Genomic DNA, 16108 nt, shown 5'->3' on the forward strand with positions numbered 1-16108 from the left:
GGGGAGAGGATCGCCCAAGATCGGGCTCCGGGTGCTGTGGTCGGGCGGCACTACGGCCATACTGCTGCGGAGCAGAGGGACCGAGGGGGAGGTCACGGTGGCCATCACGACACGCGCGTCCGCGCCCGGGAGCGGTGTCTCCGGCGCGCCCGCCGGGCCGGATCCGGAGCGGAGCACCGCCTGGGCCGAGGGCGTGGAGCGGCTGCGCGCCGCGGCCGTGACCGAGCCGGGCCGGCTGCGGATCATCGGGGCGGTGCTCGCCGCCCTGGTGGTGCTGTTCGGCGCCGTGGCGGTGTTCGAGGTCTCCGGCCGGGTCACCGCCGCGGACGACGTGGTGGGCCGCAGCCAGCCGCTGAGCGCGGACGCGGCGAGCATCTACCGCTCCCTCGCGGATGCCGACACGGCCTCCTCCAGCGGTTTCCTGGCGGGCGCCCAGGAGCCCCGCGAGGTGCGCCAGCGCTACGAGAAGGACATCGCGAACGCCTCCCGGCTGCTGGTCAGCGCGGCGGCCAACACCGGGGCGGGCGGCGAGTCCCGCAAGGAGATCGCCCTCCTCGGCGAGCAACTGCCCCGCTACACGGGCCTCATCGAGCAGGCCCGCGCGACCAACCGGCAGGGCCTGCCGCTGGGCGGCGCGTACCTGCGCTACGCCAACGAGCAGATGAGCACGGTGCTGCTGCCCGCCGCCCAGCGCCTGTACGAGGCGGAGACCGGCCGGCTCTACACGGACTACGACGAGGCCCGCTCCTGGCCCCTGGCCGCCACGGCCGCGGGGCTGCTGGCCCTGGCCGCCCTGGTGTGGGCGCAGCGGCGCGACTACCTGCGTACGCACCGGGTGTTCAACCACGGGCTGCTGGCGGCGACGGCCGCCGCGGCCGTGGTGCTGCTGTGGCTGACGGTGGGCCACTCGGTCGCCCGGGCGGGGCTGGGCGAGGCCCGGGCGGACGGGCAGGAGTCGCTGAAGGTGCTCAACGACGCGCGGATCGCCTCGCTCCAGGCCCGGGCCAACGAGAACCTGACGCTGATCGCGCGGGGCGCCGTACTGGCCGAGGACAAGAAGTCCGACAAGTACGACGTGGACTACGCGAGGAACATGAAGCAGCTCGACGAGGGGCTGGCGCGGGCGCTGCGGCTGGCCGACGACGAGAGCGGCCGGGATCCCGTCGCGAAGGCCGTGGCCGGTGTGGCGCAGTGGAAGCAGCGGCACGCGGCGGCCCGGGAGTCGGACAACAAGGGCGACTACGAGCAGGCGCTGCCCCAGGTCATCGGCGACGAACGGCACAAGGACAGCAGCGGGGCCTCGTTCGACACGGTGGACGCCTCTCTGGAACGGGCCGTGGCGCACGAGCAGAATCAGTTCACCCGGGCCGCCCGGGACGGGCTCGGCGCGCTGGGCGGGCTGACGACGGGCTCGGCGGCGCTGGCGGTCGTCGGCGCGGCCGGGGCTCTCCTCGGCATCGGTCGCAGGCTTTCGGAGTACAGGTGAAATCGATGCGGATACGGCGGACAGGGACGGGCCGGCTGCGCGGCTGGGGCGGCGTGAGCGCGATGGCGGCCGCCTGTGCGGTGACGGCGGCCGCGGTGCTGCTGCCGCTGGCCGGAACCTCGCCGGGCGCGGGGCACCGTACGGCGGTCCAGGAGCCCGCGTCGATGGCGGCGGCCCCCTTCGCGCCCGCCGACACCTGCCAGGACCCGGAGGCGAGCCTGGCCCCGTCCGGTCTGGACGGGCCGACGATCGAGCGGATCCGCAAGGCGGGCAAGCTCGTGGCGGGCGTGGACCAGAACAGCTTCAAGTGGGGCTACCGCAATCCCGACGGCCACCTCGACGGCTTCGACATCGACCTGGTCAAGGCCATAGCCAAGGACATACTGGGCAAGGAGGACCTGGTCATCTACCGGGCCATCCCGACCAGTCAGCGCATTCCGGCGCTCCAGGAGGGCCGCGTCGACATCGTCGTGCGGACGATGACGATCAACTGCAAGCGGCTGGAGGACGTCGCGTTCTCCACCGCCTACTTCGAGGCCGGGCAGCAGGTGCTGGCCCCCAAGGGCTCGCGCATCACCGGCTACGACGCCTCGCTGGAGGGCCGCCGGATCTGCACGGCCGCCGGTTCCACGGCGGAGGCGGCGCTCAAGTCCAAGTCGTACGGTTCGGTGTCCGTGTCGGTGCCCAACCAGCTGGACTGCCTGGTGCGGCTCCAGCTGGGCGAGGTCGACGGGATCATCACCGACAACGCCCTCGCCGCCGGCCAGGCGGCGCAGGACCCCTCGGTGCAGCTGGTCGGGGCGCCGTTCACCCGCGAGTTCTACGGGGTGGCCATGAACAAGGACGCCGGCGACCTGGTGCGCCGGGTGAACAAGGTCCTGGAGAACTACCGCGCGGGCGGCGAGCAGAGCCCCTGGGTCACCTCGTACCGGAAGCATTTCGAAGGCGTCCTGCCGAGCCCCGCCCTGCCACCCGCCCCCAAGTACCGGAACGGCTGAGGCCTGTGTCGGATTCGAAGCCGTACGCGAGTCATCCGGGGGCGGTTCCGGCGGTGATGGACCGGGACGACGTCGACCGCGCGCTGGCGCGGCTGGGCGCGGAGCACGAGGCCGTGGAGACCTCGCTGCTCGCGCTCCAGGACCACGCCGGGCGCCGGCTGCTGGAGGGCGCGGCGCTGAGCGGGGTGACCAAGGAGCGGTGGGCCGCCGCCGACGCGGCGATCACCCGGCTGTGGACGTGCTTCGACGCCTACAGCGGGGCGCTGGCCGCCGCCCGGGAGATCCGTGAGCGGCGCCGCTGGCCGTCCCGGGAGGACCTGGCCGAGCTGACCGAGCGGCTGCGCGGTCCCGGGGTGGTGATCGCCGGCGCCGGGGTGGAGGGCGCCGCGCTCGCGGAGCGGTTCTCGCTGGCCGAGCTGGTGGCCCGGATGAACGAGCTGTACGCGGGCTCCCTGGACGTGGTGGTCGCCGCCGACGCGGTGTGGTCGGCGCTGCCGGCCCGGATCGACCTGCTCGGTGCCGAGCTGCACCGCACGCGCGCCCTGGCGCGTTCGGTGGGGGTGAGGCCGGGCGAGCACCCGTCGGGGGACGACCTGGAGGAGATCACCGCCGAGCTGGCCGCGCTGCGGGAGGAGGTGATCGCCGATCCGCTGGGCTTCTGGGTCGCGGTCGCGGGGAGTTCCGCCCCGGGCGGGGGCCGTCCGGACACCGGCCGCTACGACCGGGCGGCGCGCGCGCTGGACGACGTACGCCGTGAGGTCGAGGCGGTGCTGACGGTACGGCAGGACGCGGAGGCGCGGCTGATCGCCCTGCGGGACGTGCTCTCGCGGGCCGACCGGACGCTGGCGGAGGCGCGGACGGCGCGCGGCGAGGTGCTGGCGAAGATCGCGGCGTCGGAGGTCCCGGCGGTCAGCGGACCGCCGACGGCCCTGCAGGAGCAGCTGGCGGCGGCGGCCGAGTACCGGCGGCGGTCCCAGTGGCACCGGCTGTCCCCGTTGCTGGACGCGCTGGAGGACCGGGCCGAGGAGGAACTCCGGCGGGCCCGCGAATCGTTGACGGCGGTGACGGCGCCCTTGGCGGTACGGGCGGAACTGCGCGGCCGGCTGGACGCGTACAAGGCGAAGGTGGCCCGGCACGGCATGGCGGAGGATCCGCTGCTGATCGAGCGCTACGACACGGCCCGGCGGATGCTGTGGAGTGCGCCCTGCGACCTGCGGGCCGCCGAACTGGCCGTCCTGCGCTACCAGCGGGCGACGGCCGAGACACTGGTGCCGAGGCAGCCCCTGCCCGAGGACCACCGGCCCGTGGGGCCGGGGGAGGAGGACGCGTGAGCCTGATCGGAACGCCGTGCGTGCGTCCGGGCTGCCCGGGAACGTACGAGGACATGGGCGGCGGCGAGGTCTACTGCGACACCTGCGGGCTCGCGCCGGTCGGCTCGGTCGCGGCGGGCGCGGAGGAACTGGTGTCGCCGCCGACGGGGATGACGAGCGCGGCCCGGCACGGGGACTCCCGGGGGTCGGCGGGCTCGCGCGGCTCGGGCCGCTCGTCGGCGTCGGCGCGCTCCTCGCGGTCCTCCCGCTCCTCGTCCTCGCGCCGTTCGGTGTCGGGGCGGCTGTCGCGGTCCCTGTCGGGCACGGGGGCCTCCGCCCGTTCGGTGTCGGTGCGCAGTTCGGGCTCCGCCGCCCCCGCCTCGGGGCGCAGCCGGCTGGGCGCCGGGCTGGTCACCATGCCGGAGGTGCCTCGTCCGGATCCTTCGGCGGCGGTGCTGGCGAACCCGGAGGTGCCCGAGCGCAAGCGGTTCTGCTCGCGTTCGGACTGCGGGGCTCCGGTGGGCCGCGCGCGGGGCGACCGGCCGGGCCGGACGGAAGGGTTCTGCACCAAGTGCGGGCACCCGTACTCCTTCGTGCCGAAGCTGCGCGCCGGTGACGTGGTGCACGGCCAGTACGAGGTGGCGGGCTGCCTCGCGCACGGCGGCCTCGGCTGGGTCTACCTGGCGGTGGACCGGGCGGTGTCGAACCGGTGGGTGGTCCTCAAGGGCCTGCTGGACACCGGCGACCAGGACGCGATGGAGGCGGCGATCTCCGAGCGGCGCTTCCTGGCGGAGATCGAGCACTCCAACATCGTGCGGATCTACAACTTCGTGGAGCACCTGGACCAGCGGACGGGTTCGCTCGACGGGTACATCGTCATGGAGTACGTGGGCGGCAAATCGCTGAAGGAGATCGCGAACGAGCGGCGCCGGCCGGACGGGCGGCGCGATCCGCTGCCGGTGGAGCAGGCGTGCGCGTACGGGATCGAGGCGCTGGAGGCGCTCGGGCACCTGCACAGCAGGAACCTCCTGTACTGCGACTTCAAGGTCGACAACGCGATCCAGCAGCAGGACCAGCTGAAGCTGATCGACATGGGCGCGGTCCGGCGGATGGACGACGACGAGTCGGCGATATACGGGACGGTGGGCTACCAGGCGCCGGAGGTGGCGGAGCTGGGGCCTTCGGTGGCCTCGGACCTGTACACGGTGGCCCGCACCCTGGCCGTGCTGACCTTCGACTTCCAGGGCTACACGAACGTGTTCGTGGATTCGCTGCCGGATCCGGAGCACATCGAGGTCTTCGGCCGGTACGAGTCCTTCTACCGGCTGCTCGTACGGGCGACCGATCCGGATCCCGGGCGGCGGTTCGCCTCCGCCCAGGAGATGGCGGACCAGCTGACGGGTGTACTGCGGGAGGTGGTCGCGCTGCAGACGGGCCGGCCGCGGCCGCAGCCGTCGACCCTGTTCGGGCCGGAACTGCGGGTTCCGGACACCCGGTTGTACGCGGACGCGGCGGGGGCGGAGGTGTCCCGGCTGGGTGTACGGGAGGTCCCGCGGCGGATGTGGGCGCGCCGGGGTGCCCCGGCGGCGGCTTTGGAGGTGGCGGCCCCGCGGGCCCTCGCGCCGACGGGTGGTCCCGCCGTCGCCCCGGCTCCTGTGGCGGGCGGGGCGGCGAGCGTGCCCGCGCTCGGGACCACCGCCACGCACATCGCGGGCGCGGGGGTGCCGGGGCAGCGCGGTGGGGGCGGGGCTCCGGTGCCGGTGGCTCCGTTCCCGATGACGGCGGCTTCGGCCGCGGCTCCGGCGGCTTCGGCCGCGCCGGGGACGGCGCCCGGGCCGTCGGCGACGGCTGCGTCTCCGGCGGCTACGGCGGCTTCGGCTGGTACGGCCACGACGGCTACGGCTGCCAAGTCGGCGACGGCCGCGACGCCCACGGCCACGGCCACGGCGCCCGGGCTGGCCGCGCTCGACGCGTGCGACACGGCGCTGGCCCTGCCGGTGCCGCTGGTGGACCCGACCGACCCCAACGCGGGCTTCCTGGCCGGACTCCTCGCCTCCGCCCCCGCCGACCTGCTGGCCGCGCTCGGCTCGGCCCCGGCCGACTCCGCCGAGCTGCGGCTGCGGGAGCTGCGCGCCCGCCTGGAACTCGGCGAACCGGCCTTCGCGGGCGAGGCCCTCGCCGAACTGGAGGCGCGGCATCCGGACGACTGGCGGGTGGTGTGGGCGCGCGGGATCGCCTCGCTGGCCACCGGGGACGACGAGATAGCGGCCCTCTCCTTCGACGCCATCTACGACGCCTTCCCCGGCGAGCCCGCGCCGAAGCTGGCCCTCGGGCTGTGCGCGGAGGTCCTGGGGCAGCTGGACAACGCCGCCGAGTACTACCGGCTCGTGTGGATCACCGACCCCGGGTTCGTCAGCGCGGCCTTCGGGCTGGCCCGGGTGCAGCTGGCCGCCGGGGACCGGGCGGCGGCGGTGCGCACCCTGGAGTCCGTGCCGGAGGCCTCGATCCACTACACCGCCGCACGGGTGGCGGCCGTACGGGCACGCCTGCGCGACCGGTCCCCTCAGGAGGCCCTGCTGGCGGACCTGGGGGCGGCGTCCGACCAGGTGGAGGCGCTGCGGCGGTTCGGGCTCGACCCGGAACGCCAGGAGCGGCTGGCTACGGAGGTTCTGGGCTCGGCCCTGGACTGGGTACTGTCGGGTAGCCGGGGTGCCGACCCCGGCCGGACCTCGCTGCTCGGCAGTCAACTGGACGAGCGGGGGCTGCGCTTCGGCCTGGAGCGCTCGTACCGCGTCCTCGCTCGGCTGGCGCAGCGGGGCGAGGAGAGGATCGAACTGGTGGAGCGGGCAAACCGTTTCCGTCCCCGGACGTGGGTGTGAGTGATGTCGATGCATCGGCTGTCGGGCTGCCCCAACTGCGCGGAACCTCTGGAGGAGGGTGACCGTTTCTGCGGCGTGTGCGGGTACGCCCTGTCCTCCCCGCCCCCGCCGCCGGACCCCGATCCGACCCTGCCCGTCGGTTCCTTGACGCCCCCGTCCAAGGCGTCCGCCGCGCCCCGGACCCCGACGGCGTCCACGACCACCCACCCCGGCCAGGGCCCCGGCGTCCCACCGTCCGGCGAACCCGGGGCGTACTCCCCCACGTCCACGGACCCGACCCCGTCCGGCCCCGCGCCCGGCGGCGCCCCCGTCACCGGGGCCGGGGCGTACTCCCCCGCGAACCCGGCGCCGGCCGGTTCCGCGCCCGGCGGTCACCCCGGCCAGGAAGGCGCGGCGCCCGCCGCCTACCCCGCAGCCCCGGCCCACGCTCCGGCACCCGCGGGGAGCGCCCCCTACGGGGTGCCCGCGCCCGGGTGGGAGAGCGCGGCCGAGCACGCGCCGACCTTGGCCGGGGACGCCTCCGGTCTGCCGGGTCCGGGTGCCCCCTGGGGCTCCGCCGACTCCGGGCACGAGGCCCCGTACGGCCAGGAGCCCCTCCGCCACGACCTCCCCGGCGGGAGCGGCACGCCGCAGGGCCCGCCCCCGCCCGGAGAGCCGTACGGCGACACCCCGCAGGCGCCGCCCGCGCCCGAGGACCCGTACGCCTCGCAGGGCGACGGCGGGAAGACCTGCGTCGCCTGCCGCGCCGGGCACGTGGACACCGACGGGTACTGCGAGCACTGCGGCCACGCGCAGCCCCGCGAGCGCGACCACCTGGAGGAGGAGCTCGGCAGCGTCGCCGCCGTCAGCGACCGCGGCCTGCGCCACCACCGCAACGAGGACTCCTTCGCCGTGGCGGCCACCGCCCTGCCCGACGGCTCCGCCGCCACCGTGGCCATCGTCTGCGACGGCGTCTCCTCCGCGAGCCGCCCCGACGAGGCCTCCGAGGCCGCCGCCGGCGCCGCCAACGAGGCGCTGCTCGACGCCCTCCCCCGCGGCGCCCACCCGACGGAGGCCATGCACGAGGCGATCCTCGCGGCGGCCGCCGCCGTGAGCGCCCTCGCCCCCGAGACCCCCGGCGCGCAGAACGCTCCGGCCTGCACCCTGGTCGGCGCCGTCGTCAGCGGCGGGGTCCTGACCATCGGCTGGGTCGGCGACAGCCGCGCCTACTGGGTCCCCGACGACCGCGCCGCCCTGCCCCGGCGCCTCACCGAGGACGACTCCTGGGCCGCCCAGATGGTCGCGGCCGGTCTGATGGGCGAGGCCGAGGCGTACGCCGACGTCCGGGCCCACGCCATCACCGGATGGCTCGGCGCCGACGCCTACGACCTCGACCCGCACACCGCCAGCTTCCGGCCGGACCACCCCGGCGTGGTCGTGGTCTGCACCGACGGGCTGTGGAACTACGCCGAGTCCGCGCTGGAGATGGCCCGGATCCTCCCCGCGGACGCCGCGGTCCGCCCGCTGCACAGCGCACAGGTGCTGGTCGGGCACGCCCTCGACGGGGGCGGGCACGACAACGTCACCGTCGCCGTCGTCCCCTTCAGCGCGGAACCGGACGCCGCGCGGGAACAGGAACGGGCACAGGAACACGAAGCGGAAGCGGAATCAGCGCCCCGCGCGGAAACGGAACCGCACACCGAGGTCTGACCCGCCTGCCCCAGCCAGCCCCGAGGAGTCCCACCGATGGCGAACTTCGCCAAGCCGAGCGCCCCGCGCTTCAGCGTGGAGGTGTACCAGAACGAGTTCCTTCCCGAGGGCGGGCGGGACGTGCACGCCATCGTGACGGTCACCTCCACCGGCGGCGCCACCGCCACCCGCGCCCTCGGCCAGGACGCGGCCGTCGTGATCATGGTCGACTGCTCCGGCTCCATGGAGTACCCGCCCGACAAGATGCGCGGCGCCCGCGAGGCCACCGCCGCCGCGATCGACACCCTCCGCGACGGGACCGCCTTCGCGGTGATCGCCGGTACCCACGTGGCGAAGGAGGTCTACCCCGGCCAGGGCCGCCTCGCCACCGCCGACCCGGCCACCCGCGCCCAGGCCAAGGAGGCCCTGCGCGCGCTCGCCGCGGGCGGCGGCACCGCCATCGGCACCTGGCTGCGCCTCGCCGACGGCCTGCTGCGCGGCTCGTCGGCCACCATCCGGCACGGCATCCTCCTCACCGACGGCCGCAACGAGCACGAGGAGCCGGCCGTGCTGCGCGCCACCCTCGACGCCTGCGCCGGCCGCTTCACCTGCGACGCCCGCGGGGTGGGCACCGACTGGGAGGTGAAGGAGGTCACCGGCATCGCGAGCGCGCTGCTCGGCTCCGCCGACATCGTCGCCGATCCGGCCCACCTCGCCGAGGACTTCACGCGCATGATGGAGAACGTCATGGGCAAGGAGGTCGCGGACGTGGCGCTGCGGCTGTGGACCCCGGTCGGGGCGGAGGTCCAGTACGTCAAGCAGGTCTCGCCCGCCCTCCAGGACCTCACCGGCCGCCGCGCCGAGGCGGGTCCCCGGGCCGGGGACTACCCGACCGGGTCGTGGGGCGACGAGTCCCGCGAGTACCACGTGTGCGTCCGGGTGCCGGGTGCGTCCGTCGGCCAGGAGATGCTGGCCGCCCGGGCCTCGCTCGTCCTGCCCGGCCCGTCGGGGGAGCCGCAGCCGCCGCTCGCCCAGGGGCTGGTGCGGGCCGTGTGGACCGCCGATCTGGCCGCCTCGACCGCCATCAGCCCGCAGGTGGCGCACTACACGGGACAGGCGGAGCTCGCGCAGGCTATCCAACAGGGCCTGGAAGCCCGCAAACTGGGTGATGTCGACGGCGCCACGGCGAAACTGGGCCGTGCCGTGCAGCTGGCGAGCGCCTCCGGGAACGCCGACACTGCGAGACTTCTGGCCAAGGTGGTGGACGTCGTGGACGCGGTCGCGGGTACTGTGCGGCTGAAAGCGAAGGTCGCCGATGCCGACGAGATGACCCTTGAAACGCGTTCGACGCAGACCGTCCGAGTGAAGAAGACCTGAACCCGAAGAGCAACCTAGACCAACCTGACGCATGACGCAGGGAGAAGGGGGAAGCGCCGCGATGCCGACCTGCCCGAACGGGCACCAGTCCGCCTCCGACGACTGGTGCGAGGTCTGCGGCCACCGCATGGCTGCCCCTACGGGCTCCCCCGCGGCGCCCTCCTACGGCTACGGCTACCCTCCCAGCGCCGGTGAGCCGACCGCCCAGGCCGAGCTGTGCCCGCAGTGCCGCACCCCGCGCGAGGCGATGGCGCCCTTCTGCGAGGAGTGCCGCTACAACTTCCTGACGCGCAGCGCGACCTCGTCGTACGCGCCGTCGAACCCCCCGGACTCCGGTACGGGAGCGGGCGCGGGCGCGGGCACCGTGCCGCCTCCGCCTCCGCCGCCCCCGCCGCCGGCTCCGCCCCAGCCGGTGTTCTCCCAGGACCACTTCGAGTACCAGGGCTCCCGGCCCTCCCGGGTCAACCGCCCGGCCGAGCCGCTCCAGCGCGAGGACGACTGGCTGCTGCCGCCGCCCTCCCACGAGCGGCAGCAGCCGGCGCAGCCGCAGCCCGTGGAGCAGGAGTACCAGCAGCCGCACTACCAGCAGCAGCCTCCGCCGCAGCACGAGTACCAGCAGCCGCAGCAGCCGGTGCAGCCGCCGCCGGTCCAGCCGCAGCCGCCCTTCCCGCCCCAGAACACCACCGCCTCCTGGACGGCGACGATCGGCCCCGACCGCTCGTACTTCATGGCGATGATGCAGCGCAGCGGCCCCGAGGCGGCCGCGCTCAATCTGCCCGCGTACTCCCCGGAGCAGCACCTTCCGCTCTCCGGCGGCCAGATCACCATCGGCCGCCGCCGCGCCTCGACGGGCGAGTCCCCGGACGTCGACCTCTCCGTGCCGCCGGAGGACCCGGGCGTCTCCCACCAGCACGCCGTGCTCGTCCAGCAGCCCGACCTCAGCTGGGCGGTCGTCGACCAGAACTCCACCAACGGCACCACCATCAACGGCGGCGAGGAACCGATCCAGCCGTACGTCCCGGTCCCGCTCGCCGACGGCGACCGGGTCCACGTGGGGGCCTGGACCACCATCACCGTCCGCCGCGGCTAGCTCCCGCCCTCCCCCAGGGGCCACACGTAGGGCCCCTGGGGATCGTCGAGCCAGGACCACTGCCCCTCGGCGGTGACCGTGACGCCGAACCGCTCGCGCGGCGGCCGGCCCTCGCGGCGCCACAGGTCCAGCGCCTCACGCGGGTGCAGCACGCCCGCCGTCAGGATCAGCAGGAACTGGAAGCGCTCGTTCTCCACCAGGTCGTACGGGACCTCGTGCAGCGGCCCCGTCGTCCCGGCGGGCGACGCCGAGGCAGCGCCGCCGCGCAGCGGGACGAAGTAGGCGGAGGTGTGCAGGAAACGGCCCTCCGCGAAATCGGCGTCCCGGACGGTGAGCGCGATCAGCCCGGTCGACAGCGGGGCCAGGATCCGGGCCCCCGGCCGGCACTGGGCGAGCCAGGCGTGCGGGATCAGCGGCAGGGTGCAGGTCACCAGGATCCGGTCGAAGGGGGCGCGGGCAGGGCAGCCGCGCGCCCCGTCCCCCGTGACCACCGTCGGCCGGTAGCCGAGCAGCGCCAGATGGGACCGCGCCGACTCGGTGATCTCCTCTTCCAGGTCCACCGTGGTGACGTGGTCATCGCCGAGGCGGTGGCACAGGAGCGCCGCGTTGTAGCCGGTCCCGGCGCCGATCTCCAGCACGTTGTCCCCGTCGCGCACCTCCAGGCACTCCAGCATCTTCGCCATCAGGGAGGGCTGGCTGCTGGAGGAGACCAGCTCGCCGTCGCGCAGCCGGGTCGCGAGCGGGGCGTCCGTGTACACGCCGCGCAGCCAGCGGGCCCGCCGGACGGGGTCCGCGTCCTCGCCCCACAGCCGCTCGTGCCCCGCTCCACGGCCGGTCCAGAAGTACGGCACGAACAGGTGCCGGGGCACGGCCGCGAAGGCCGCCCGCCAGGCCGGGTCCTCCAGCACGCCGGCCGCGGTGAGCTCGAGCACCTGCGCGGCGTGCGCGATCTCCCGCAGGTCCCGTGGCTCCGGCGCCGTCCCGTCCGGGGCGGTGCGTGGAGTGCGGGGATCGCGGGGAGTGCGTGGCGCGTGCGCGCCCGTGCCGCCCTTGCCCATGTCTCCACTGTCCTGCGGGCGGCCCCCGCGGGCGACCGCGCGGCCGTCGGCGGCGGAAGGCGGGTCCTAGGACCGGGGTCCTCCGTCCGGGCGTCTGAGACGATGGTCGGGTGAATGACGATCCGCAGAGCACCGTCCAGGAGACGACCTTCTACGAGCAGGTGGGCGGCGAGGAGACCTTCCGCCGTCTGGTCCACCGCTTCTACCAGGGGGTCGCCGGAGACCCGCTGCTGCGTCCGATGTATCCGGAGGAGGACCTCGGGCCCGCCGAGGAGCGGTTCGCGCTGTTCCTGATGCAGTACTGGGGCGGCCCGACGACGTACAGCGACAACCGCGGCCACCCGCGCCTGCGGATGCGGCACGCCCCGTTCCAGGTGGACGCGGCCGCCCACGACGCGTGGCTGAAGCACATGCGGGTCGCCGTGGACGAGCTGGGCCTGGCGCCGGCGCACGAGGCGCAGCTGTGGCGCTACCTGACCTACGCGGCCGCCTCGATGATCAACACGGCGGGCTAGCGCCGCAGGGGCGGGTGCAGGGGTTCAGCGGTCCGGCTCAGACCGGCCGTACCTGGAGGGCGCCCAGTCCGCCGGGGCGACGGGTGGCCACGGAGCCGTACGGGGTACTCAGCCGGAGCCAGCCGCCGGAGGCGAACAGCGCCACCGGTGCGGGGGCGCCGGGCCCGGCCGGACCGGGGGTCGCGGCCGTCGCGGCCGGCACGGGGGTCCGTACGGGCCGCAGGCAACCCAGGGACTGCGCGGCGTGCACGGCGCGCAGCGGAAGTTCGGTGTCGCCCAGCGTGCGCGACCAGATCTCGCGGCCGATGCGGTCCCGCTCGGAGCGGGTGCGGTGCTGCGGGGGCAGGGCCTCGTCGCGGGCCCGGAACTCGGCGACCGCGGCGGCCACGGCCGCCCGTACCGCCTCGGGGGCGGGAAGTCCCGCCACGGGCCGCCAGCCGCCGCGCGGCGGCAGCACCCCGGCCCAGGGCGGGCCGGTGACCGGCCCGGGGACGGTCACCCCGGCGCCGCTCTCGTCGACCGCTTCGAGGAGCTCGCCGGCGGACACCGTCACGTCCAGCGGAGTCGCGAGGGGCGTGGCGAGCCGTGCCGTGCGGATGGCCAGGACGTCGAAGGACGGCGGCCGCCCGAAGACGGCGAGCGCGCCGCCGCCCGCCCGCGCCTGGAGGCGGACGGCGGCGGCGCGGTCGTAGTGCACCAGCCGGCCCAGGAAGGCGGCGAGGACCGCCGCCTCCCCGGAGTCGGCGAAGTGCACCTGCTCGTTCATGCCGCGAGGCGCCCTTCGGCCGCTTGCGGCGTGTCGAGGTACTTCTCCAGGAAGTGCCGCTCCTCGGCCGTGATGCGGCGGGGCCGCCCCTCGGCGAGGTTGTAGGGCACGACCACCGTCTCGGCCCGGACGTAGACCGTCTCGGGCGCGTCCTCGGTGGCCTCGTCCTTGACCTCGTAGCGGATGGTCAGGGACGCGGCGCCTATCCGGGTCACCCAGGACTCGATCAGCACCGGCTCGTGCCGGTGCACGAGGGGCAGCTTGTAGTCGATCTCGTGGCGGGCGACGACGGAGCCGCCCGTGAAGGACTCGCTGCCCTCCCCGGGCGCCAGGCGGAACATGAAGTCGATGCGCGCCTCCTCCAGGTAGCGGAGGAAGACGACGTTGTTGACGTGCCCGAAGGCATCCATGTCCGCCCAGCGGAGGGGGCACCGGTAGTGGTGTCTGGCCATGGTCTCGGCCTAGCCTCGGGTGAGCTTCTTGTAGGTGGCGCGGTGCGGGCGTGTGGCGTCCGGGCCGAGCCGCTCGACCTTGTTCTTCTCGTACGACTCGAAGTTGCCCTCGAACCAGAACCACTTGGATTCGCCCTCGTACGCCAGGATGTGCGTGGCGACGCGGTCCAGGAACCAGCGGTCGTGGGAGACGACCACGGCCGCACCGGGGAACTCCAGCAGCGCGTTCTCGAGCGAGCCCAGGGTCTCGACGTCGAGGTCGTTGGTGGGCTCGTCGAGGAGCAGCAGGTTGCCGCCCTGCTTGAGGGTGAGCGCCAGGTTCAGGCGGTTGCGCTCACCGCCGGAGAGCACGCCGGCGGCCTTCTGCTGGTCCGGGCCCTTGAAGCCGAAGGCGCTGACGTACGCGCGGGACGGCATCTCGACCTGGCCGACGTTGATGTAGTCCAGCTCGTCCGACACGACCGCCCAGAGGGACTTCTTGGGGTCGATGTTGGCGCGGCCCTGGTCCACGTACGAGATCTTGACGGTCTCGCCGACCTTGATCTCGCCGGAGTCCGGCGTCTCCAGGCCCTGGATCATCTTGAAGAGCGTGGTCTTGCCGGCGCCGTTCGGGCCGATGATGCCGACGATGCCGTTGCGCGGCAGCGTGAAGGACAGGTCGTCGATGAGGACCTTGTCACCGAACGCCTTGGAGAGGTTGTTGACCTCGACCACGATCGAGCCCAGACGCGGGCCCGGCGGGATCTGGATCTCCTCGAAGTCGAGCTTGCGCATCTTGTCGGCCTCGGCCGCCATCTCCTCGTAGCGAGCGAGACGGGCCTTGGACTTGGCCTGGCGGCCCTTGGCGTTGGAGCGGACCCACTCCAGCTCTTCCTTGAGGCGCTTGGCGCGCTTCTCGTCCTTCTTGCCCTCGACCTTGAGGCGCTCGGCCTTCTTCTCCAGGTAGGTGGAGTAGTTGCCCTCGTAGGGGTGGGCGCGGCCGCGGTCGAGCTCGAGGATCCACTCGGCGACGTTGTCCAGGAAGTACCGGTCGTGGGTCACGGCCACGACGGCACCCTTGTACTGGGCCAGGTGCTGCTCCAGCCAGTTCACGGACTCGGCGTCGAGGTGGTTGGTGGGCTCGTCGAGGAGCAGCAGGTCGGGGGCCTCCAGCAGCAGCTTGCAGAGGGCCACGCGGCGCTTCTCGCCACCGGAGAGGGTGGTGACCGGCCACTCGCCGGGCGGGCAGCCCAGCGCGTCCATGGCCTGCTCCAGCTGGGCGTCGAGGTCCCACGCGTTGGCGTGGTCCAGGTCGTCCTGGAGCTTGCCCATCTCCTCCATCAGCTCGTCGGTGTAGTTCGTCGCCATTTCCTCGGCGATCGCGTTGAACCGGTTGAGCTTGCCCTTGATCTCCGCGACGCCGTCCTCGACGTTCTCGAGGACCGTCTTGGACTCGTCGAGCTTGGGCTCCTGCATGAGGATGCCGACGGAGTAGCCGGGCGAGAGGTAGGCCTCGCCGTTGGAGGGGTGCTCCAGACCCGCCATGATCTTCAGAACGGTGGACTTACCGGCGCCGTTGGGGCCGACCACACCGATCTTCGCGCCGGGCAGGAAGTTCAGGAAGACGTCGTCAAGAATCACCTTGTCGCCGTGCGCCTTGCGCGTCTTGCGCATGGTGTAGATGAACTCAGCCAAGAGAAACCGTCCGGCAGATCGATGGTGGGCAGATACACCCCATCTTGCCGTACGTCCATCCCTCGGGGGAAACGCGTATGGGCTCCGCCCGGGGCGCCGGGGCGGGCGGAGGGCCCGTGAGCTGGGACGGAACGCGGTTGGGGCCGGTCGGTGGGGTGGTCAGCGGGGGCGGTAGACGGTGAGGGCCCCGGGGAGGCCTTCGAGGACGAGTGCGGCGGGGGCGTGCGCGTACTCGCCGTCGTAGGCGAGCGGGGTGCCTTCCGGGATGTCGCCGATGCGCAGGCTGCGCATCCGGGTCGCCACGTGGACCGGGGAGCGGGTCAGGGGGCCGGTCAGGGCGGCGGCGAGGAGGCGGGGGCCGGGGCGGCCGCCGCCGTGGACGAGCCGCAGGTCGAGCAGGCCTTCGCCGAGGCCGTCGCGGCGGCGGGGGGTGGGGCCGGAGCCCTGGTAGGTGCCGTTGCCTGCGAAGAGGAGCCACACGCTGCGGGGCCGGCCGGCCAGGGTCAGGCGTACGGGCCGCTCGGCGCGCAGCACCCGCCAGGCCGCCAGCACCGCGGCGGGCCCGCCCCCGATCCGCGGCGCCCACGACAGCCGGTGCCGCAGCAACTCGGGATAGGCCCCGATGCTGAAGGTGTTCAGGAAGTACCCGGCCTCCCCCCGCCCCGCCGAACCGGACTCCCCAGCCGCCCCGGAACCGGAACCCGCGGCGGGGGCCGGGGCCGGGTCGGGGGCCGCGGCGGGGCCGGGGGCCGCGGCGGGGCCGGGGGCCGCGGCGGGGCCGGTGGCCGCGGCGGGGCCGGGGGCCGCGGCGGGGGCCCAGGCCAGGGACTGTCTC

Annotated in this window: 13 protein-coding genes; 8 read left to right on the forward strand and 5 right to left on the reverse strand. The window is 74.4% G+C overall.

Going from position 1 to position 16108, the window contains the following annotated elements; genetic code table 11:
* Positions 1-97: 97 nt before the first annotated feature.
* The 7 genes from ACFV0Q_RS13070 (at position 98) to ACFV0Q_RS13100 (ending at position 10808) form a co-directional block, all read left to right on the forward strand.
* Positions 98-1486, forward strand: coding sequence for a hypothetical protein (locus tag ACFV0Q_RS13070; RefSeq protein ID WP_385004532.1), 1389 nt, complete (start codon positions 98-100; stop codon positions 1484-1486).
* Positions 1487-1491: 5 nt separating this feature from the next.
* Positions 1492-2484 carry a glutamate ABC transporter substrate-binding protein gene (locus tag ACFV0Q_RS13075; RefSeq protein ID WP_385004534.1) on the forward strand — a complete coding sequence of 331 codons (993 nt, stop codon included), beginning with the start codon at positions 1492-1494 and terminating at the stop codon, positions 2482-2484.
* A gap of 56 nt (positions 2485-2540) precedes the next feature.
* Positions 2541-3815: a hypothetical protein gene (locus tag ACFV0Q_RS13080; RefSeq protein ID WP_385004535.1), complete on the forward strand. Its 1275-nt coding sequence runs from the start codon at positions 2541-2543 to the stop codon at positions 3813-3815.
* A 5-nt stretch (positions 3816-3820) separates the two neighbouring features.
* A complete protein-coding gene (locus tag ACFV0Q_RS13085; protein WP_385004557.1) occupies positions 3821-6673 on the forward strand; it encodes a tetratricopeptide repeat protein in 2853 nt (950 codons plus the stop codon).
* A gap of 3 nt (positions 6674-6676) precedes the next feature.
* Entirely contained in the window at positions 6677-8362 is a 1686-nt protein-coding gene (locus tag ACFV0Q_RS13090; protein ID WP_385004537.1) for a protein phosphatase 2C domain-containing protein, read from the forward strand.
* Between the two features lie 36 nt (positions 8363-8398).
* The gene (locus tag ACFV0Q_RS13095; protein WP_385004539.1) at positions 8399-9718 is read left to right on the forward strand and encodes a VWA domain-containing protein; all 1320 of its coding nucleotides are present in this window, start codon (positions 8399-8401) and stop codon (positions 9716-9718) included.
* Positions 9719-9779: 61 nt separating this feature from the next.
* On the forward strand, positions 9780-10808 hold the full coding sequence (locus ACFV0Q_RS13100; protein ID WP_385004541.1) for an FHA domain-containing protein: 1029 nt from the start codon (positions 9780-9782) through the stop codon (positions 10806-10808).
* On the opposite strand, the gene ACFV0Q_RS13105 is transcribed toward ACFV0Q_RS13100, so the two are convergent.
* Positions 10805-11866 carry a methyltransferase domain-containing protein gene (locus tag ACFV0Q_RS13105; protein WP_385004543.1) on the reverse strand — a complete coding sequence of 354 codons (1062 nt, stop codon included), beginning with the start codon at positions 11864-11866 and terminating at the stop codon, positions 10805-10807. The genes ACFV0Q_RS13100 and ACFV0Q_RS13105 overlap by 4 nt on opposite strands.
* 110 nt (positions 11867-11976) lie before the next feature.
* Between ACFV0Q_RS13105 and ACFV0Q_RS13110 the strand changes: the two genes are divergently transcribed.
* The gene (locus tag ACFV0Q_RS13110) at positions 11977-12381 is read left to right on the forward strand and encodes a globin (RefSeq protein ID WP_385004545.1); all 405 of its coding nucleotides are present in this window, start codon (positions 11977-11979) and stop codon (positions 12379-12381) included.
* A 37-nt stretch (positions 12382-12418) separates the two neighbouring features.
* Here the strand turns inward: ACFV0Q_RS13110 and ACFV0Q_RS13115 are convergent, their stop codons facing one another.
* The 4 genes from ACFV0Q_RS13115 to ACFV0Q_RS13130 form a co-directional block, all read right to left on the reverse strand.
* Complete coding sequence (locus tag ACFV0Q_RS13115) at positions 12419-13147, reverse strand: hypothetical protein (protein ID WP_385004547.1); 729 nt, start codon at positions 13145-13147, stop codon at positions 12419-12421.
* Positions 13144-13599, reverse strand: coding sequence for an acyl-CoA thioesterase (locus ACFV0Q_RS13120; protein ID WP_385004549.1), 456 nt, complete (start codon positions 13597-13599; stop codon positions 13144-13146). The genes ACFV0Q_RS13115 and ACFV0Q_RS13120 overlap by 4 nt, the downstream gene beginning before the upstream one ends.
* 9 nt (positions 13600-13608) lie before the next feature.
* Positions 13609-15273, reverse strand: coding sequence for an energy-dependent translational throttle protein EttA (ettA, locus tag ACFV0Q_RS13125; RefSeq protein ID WP_385004551.1), 1665 nt, complete (start codon positions 15271-15273; stop codon positions 13609-13611).
* Between the two features lie 159 nt (positions 15274-15432).
* A partial coding sequence (locus tag ACFV0Q_RS13130) for a diacylglycerol/lipid kinase family protein (RefSeq protein ID WP_385004553.1) occupies positions 15433-16108 on the reverse strand: 676 nt, incomplete at its 5' end.

The sequence above is a fragment of the Streptomyces sp. NPDC059564 genome (assembly GCF_042735575.1).
In the GTDB taxonomy this organism is placed as follows: Bacteria; Actinomycetota; Actinomycetes; order Streptomycetales; family Streptomycetaceae; genus Streptomyces.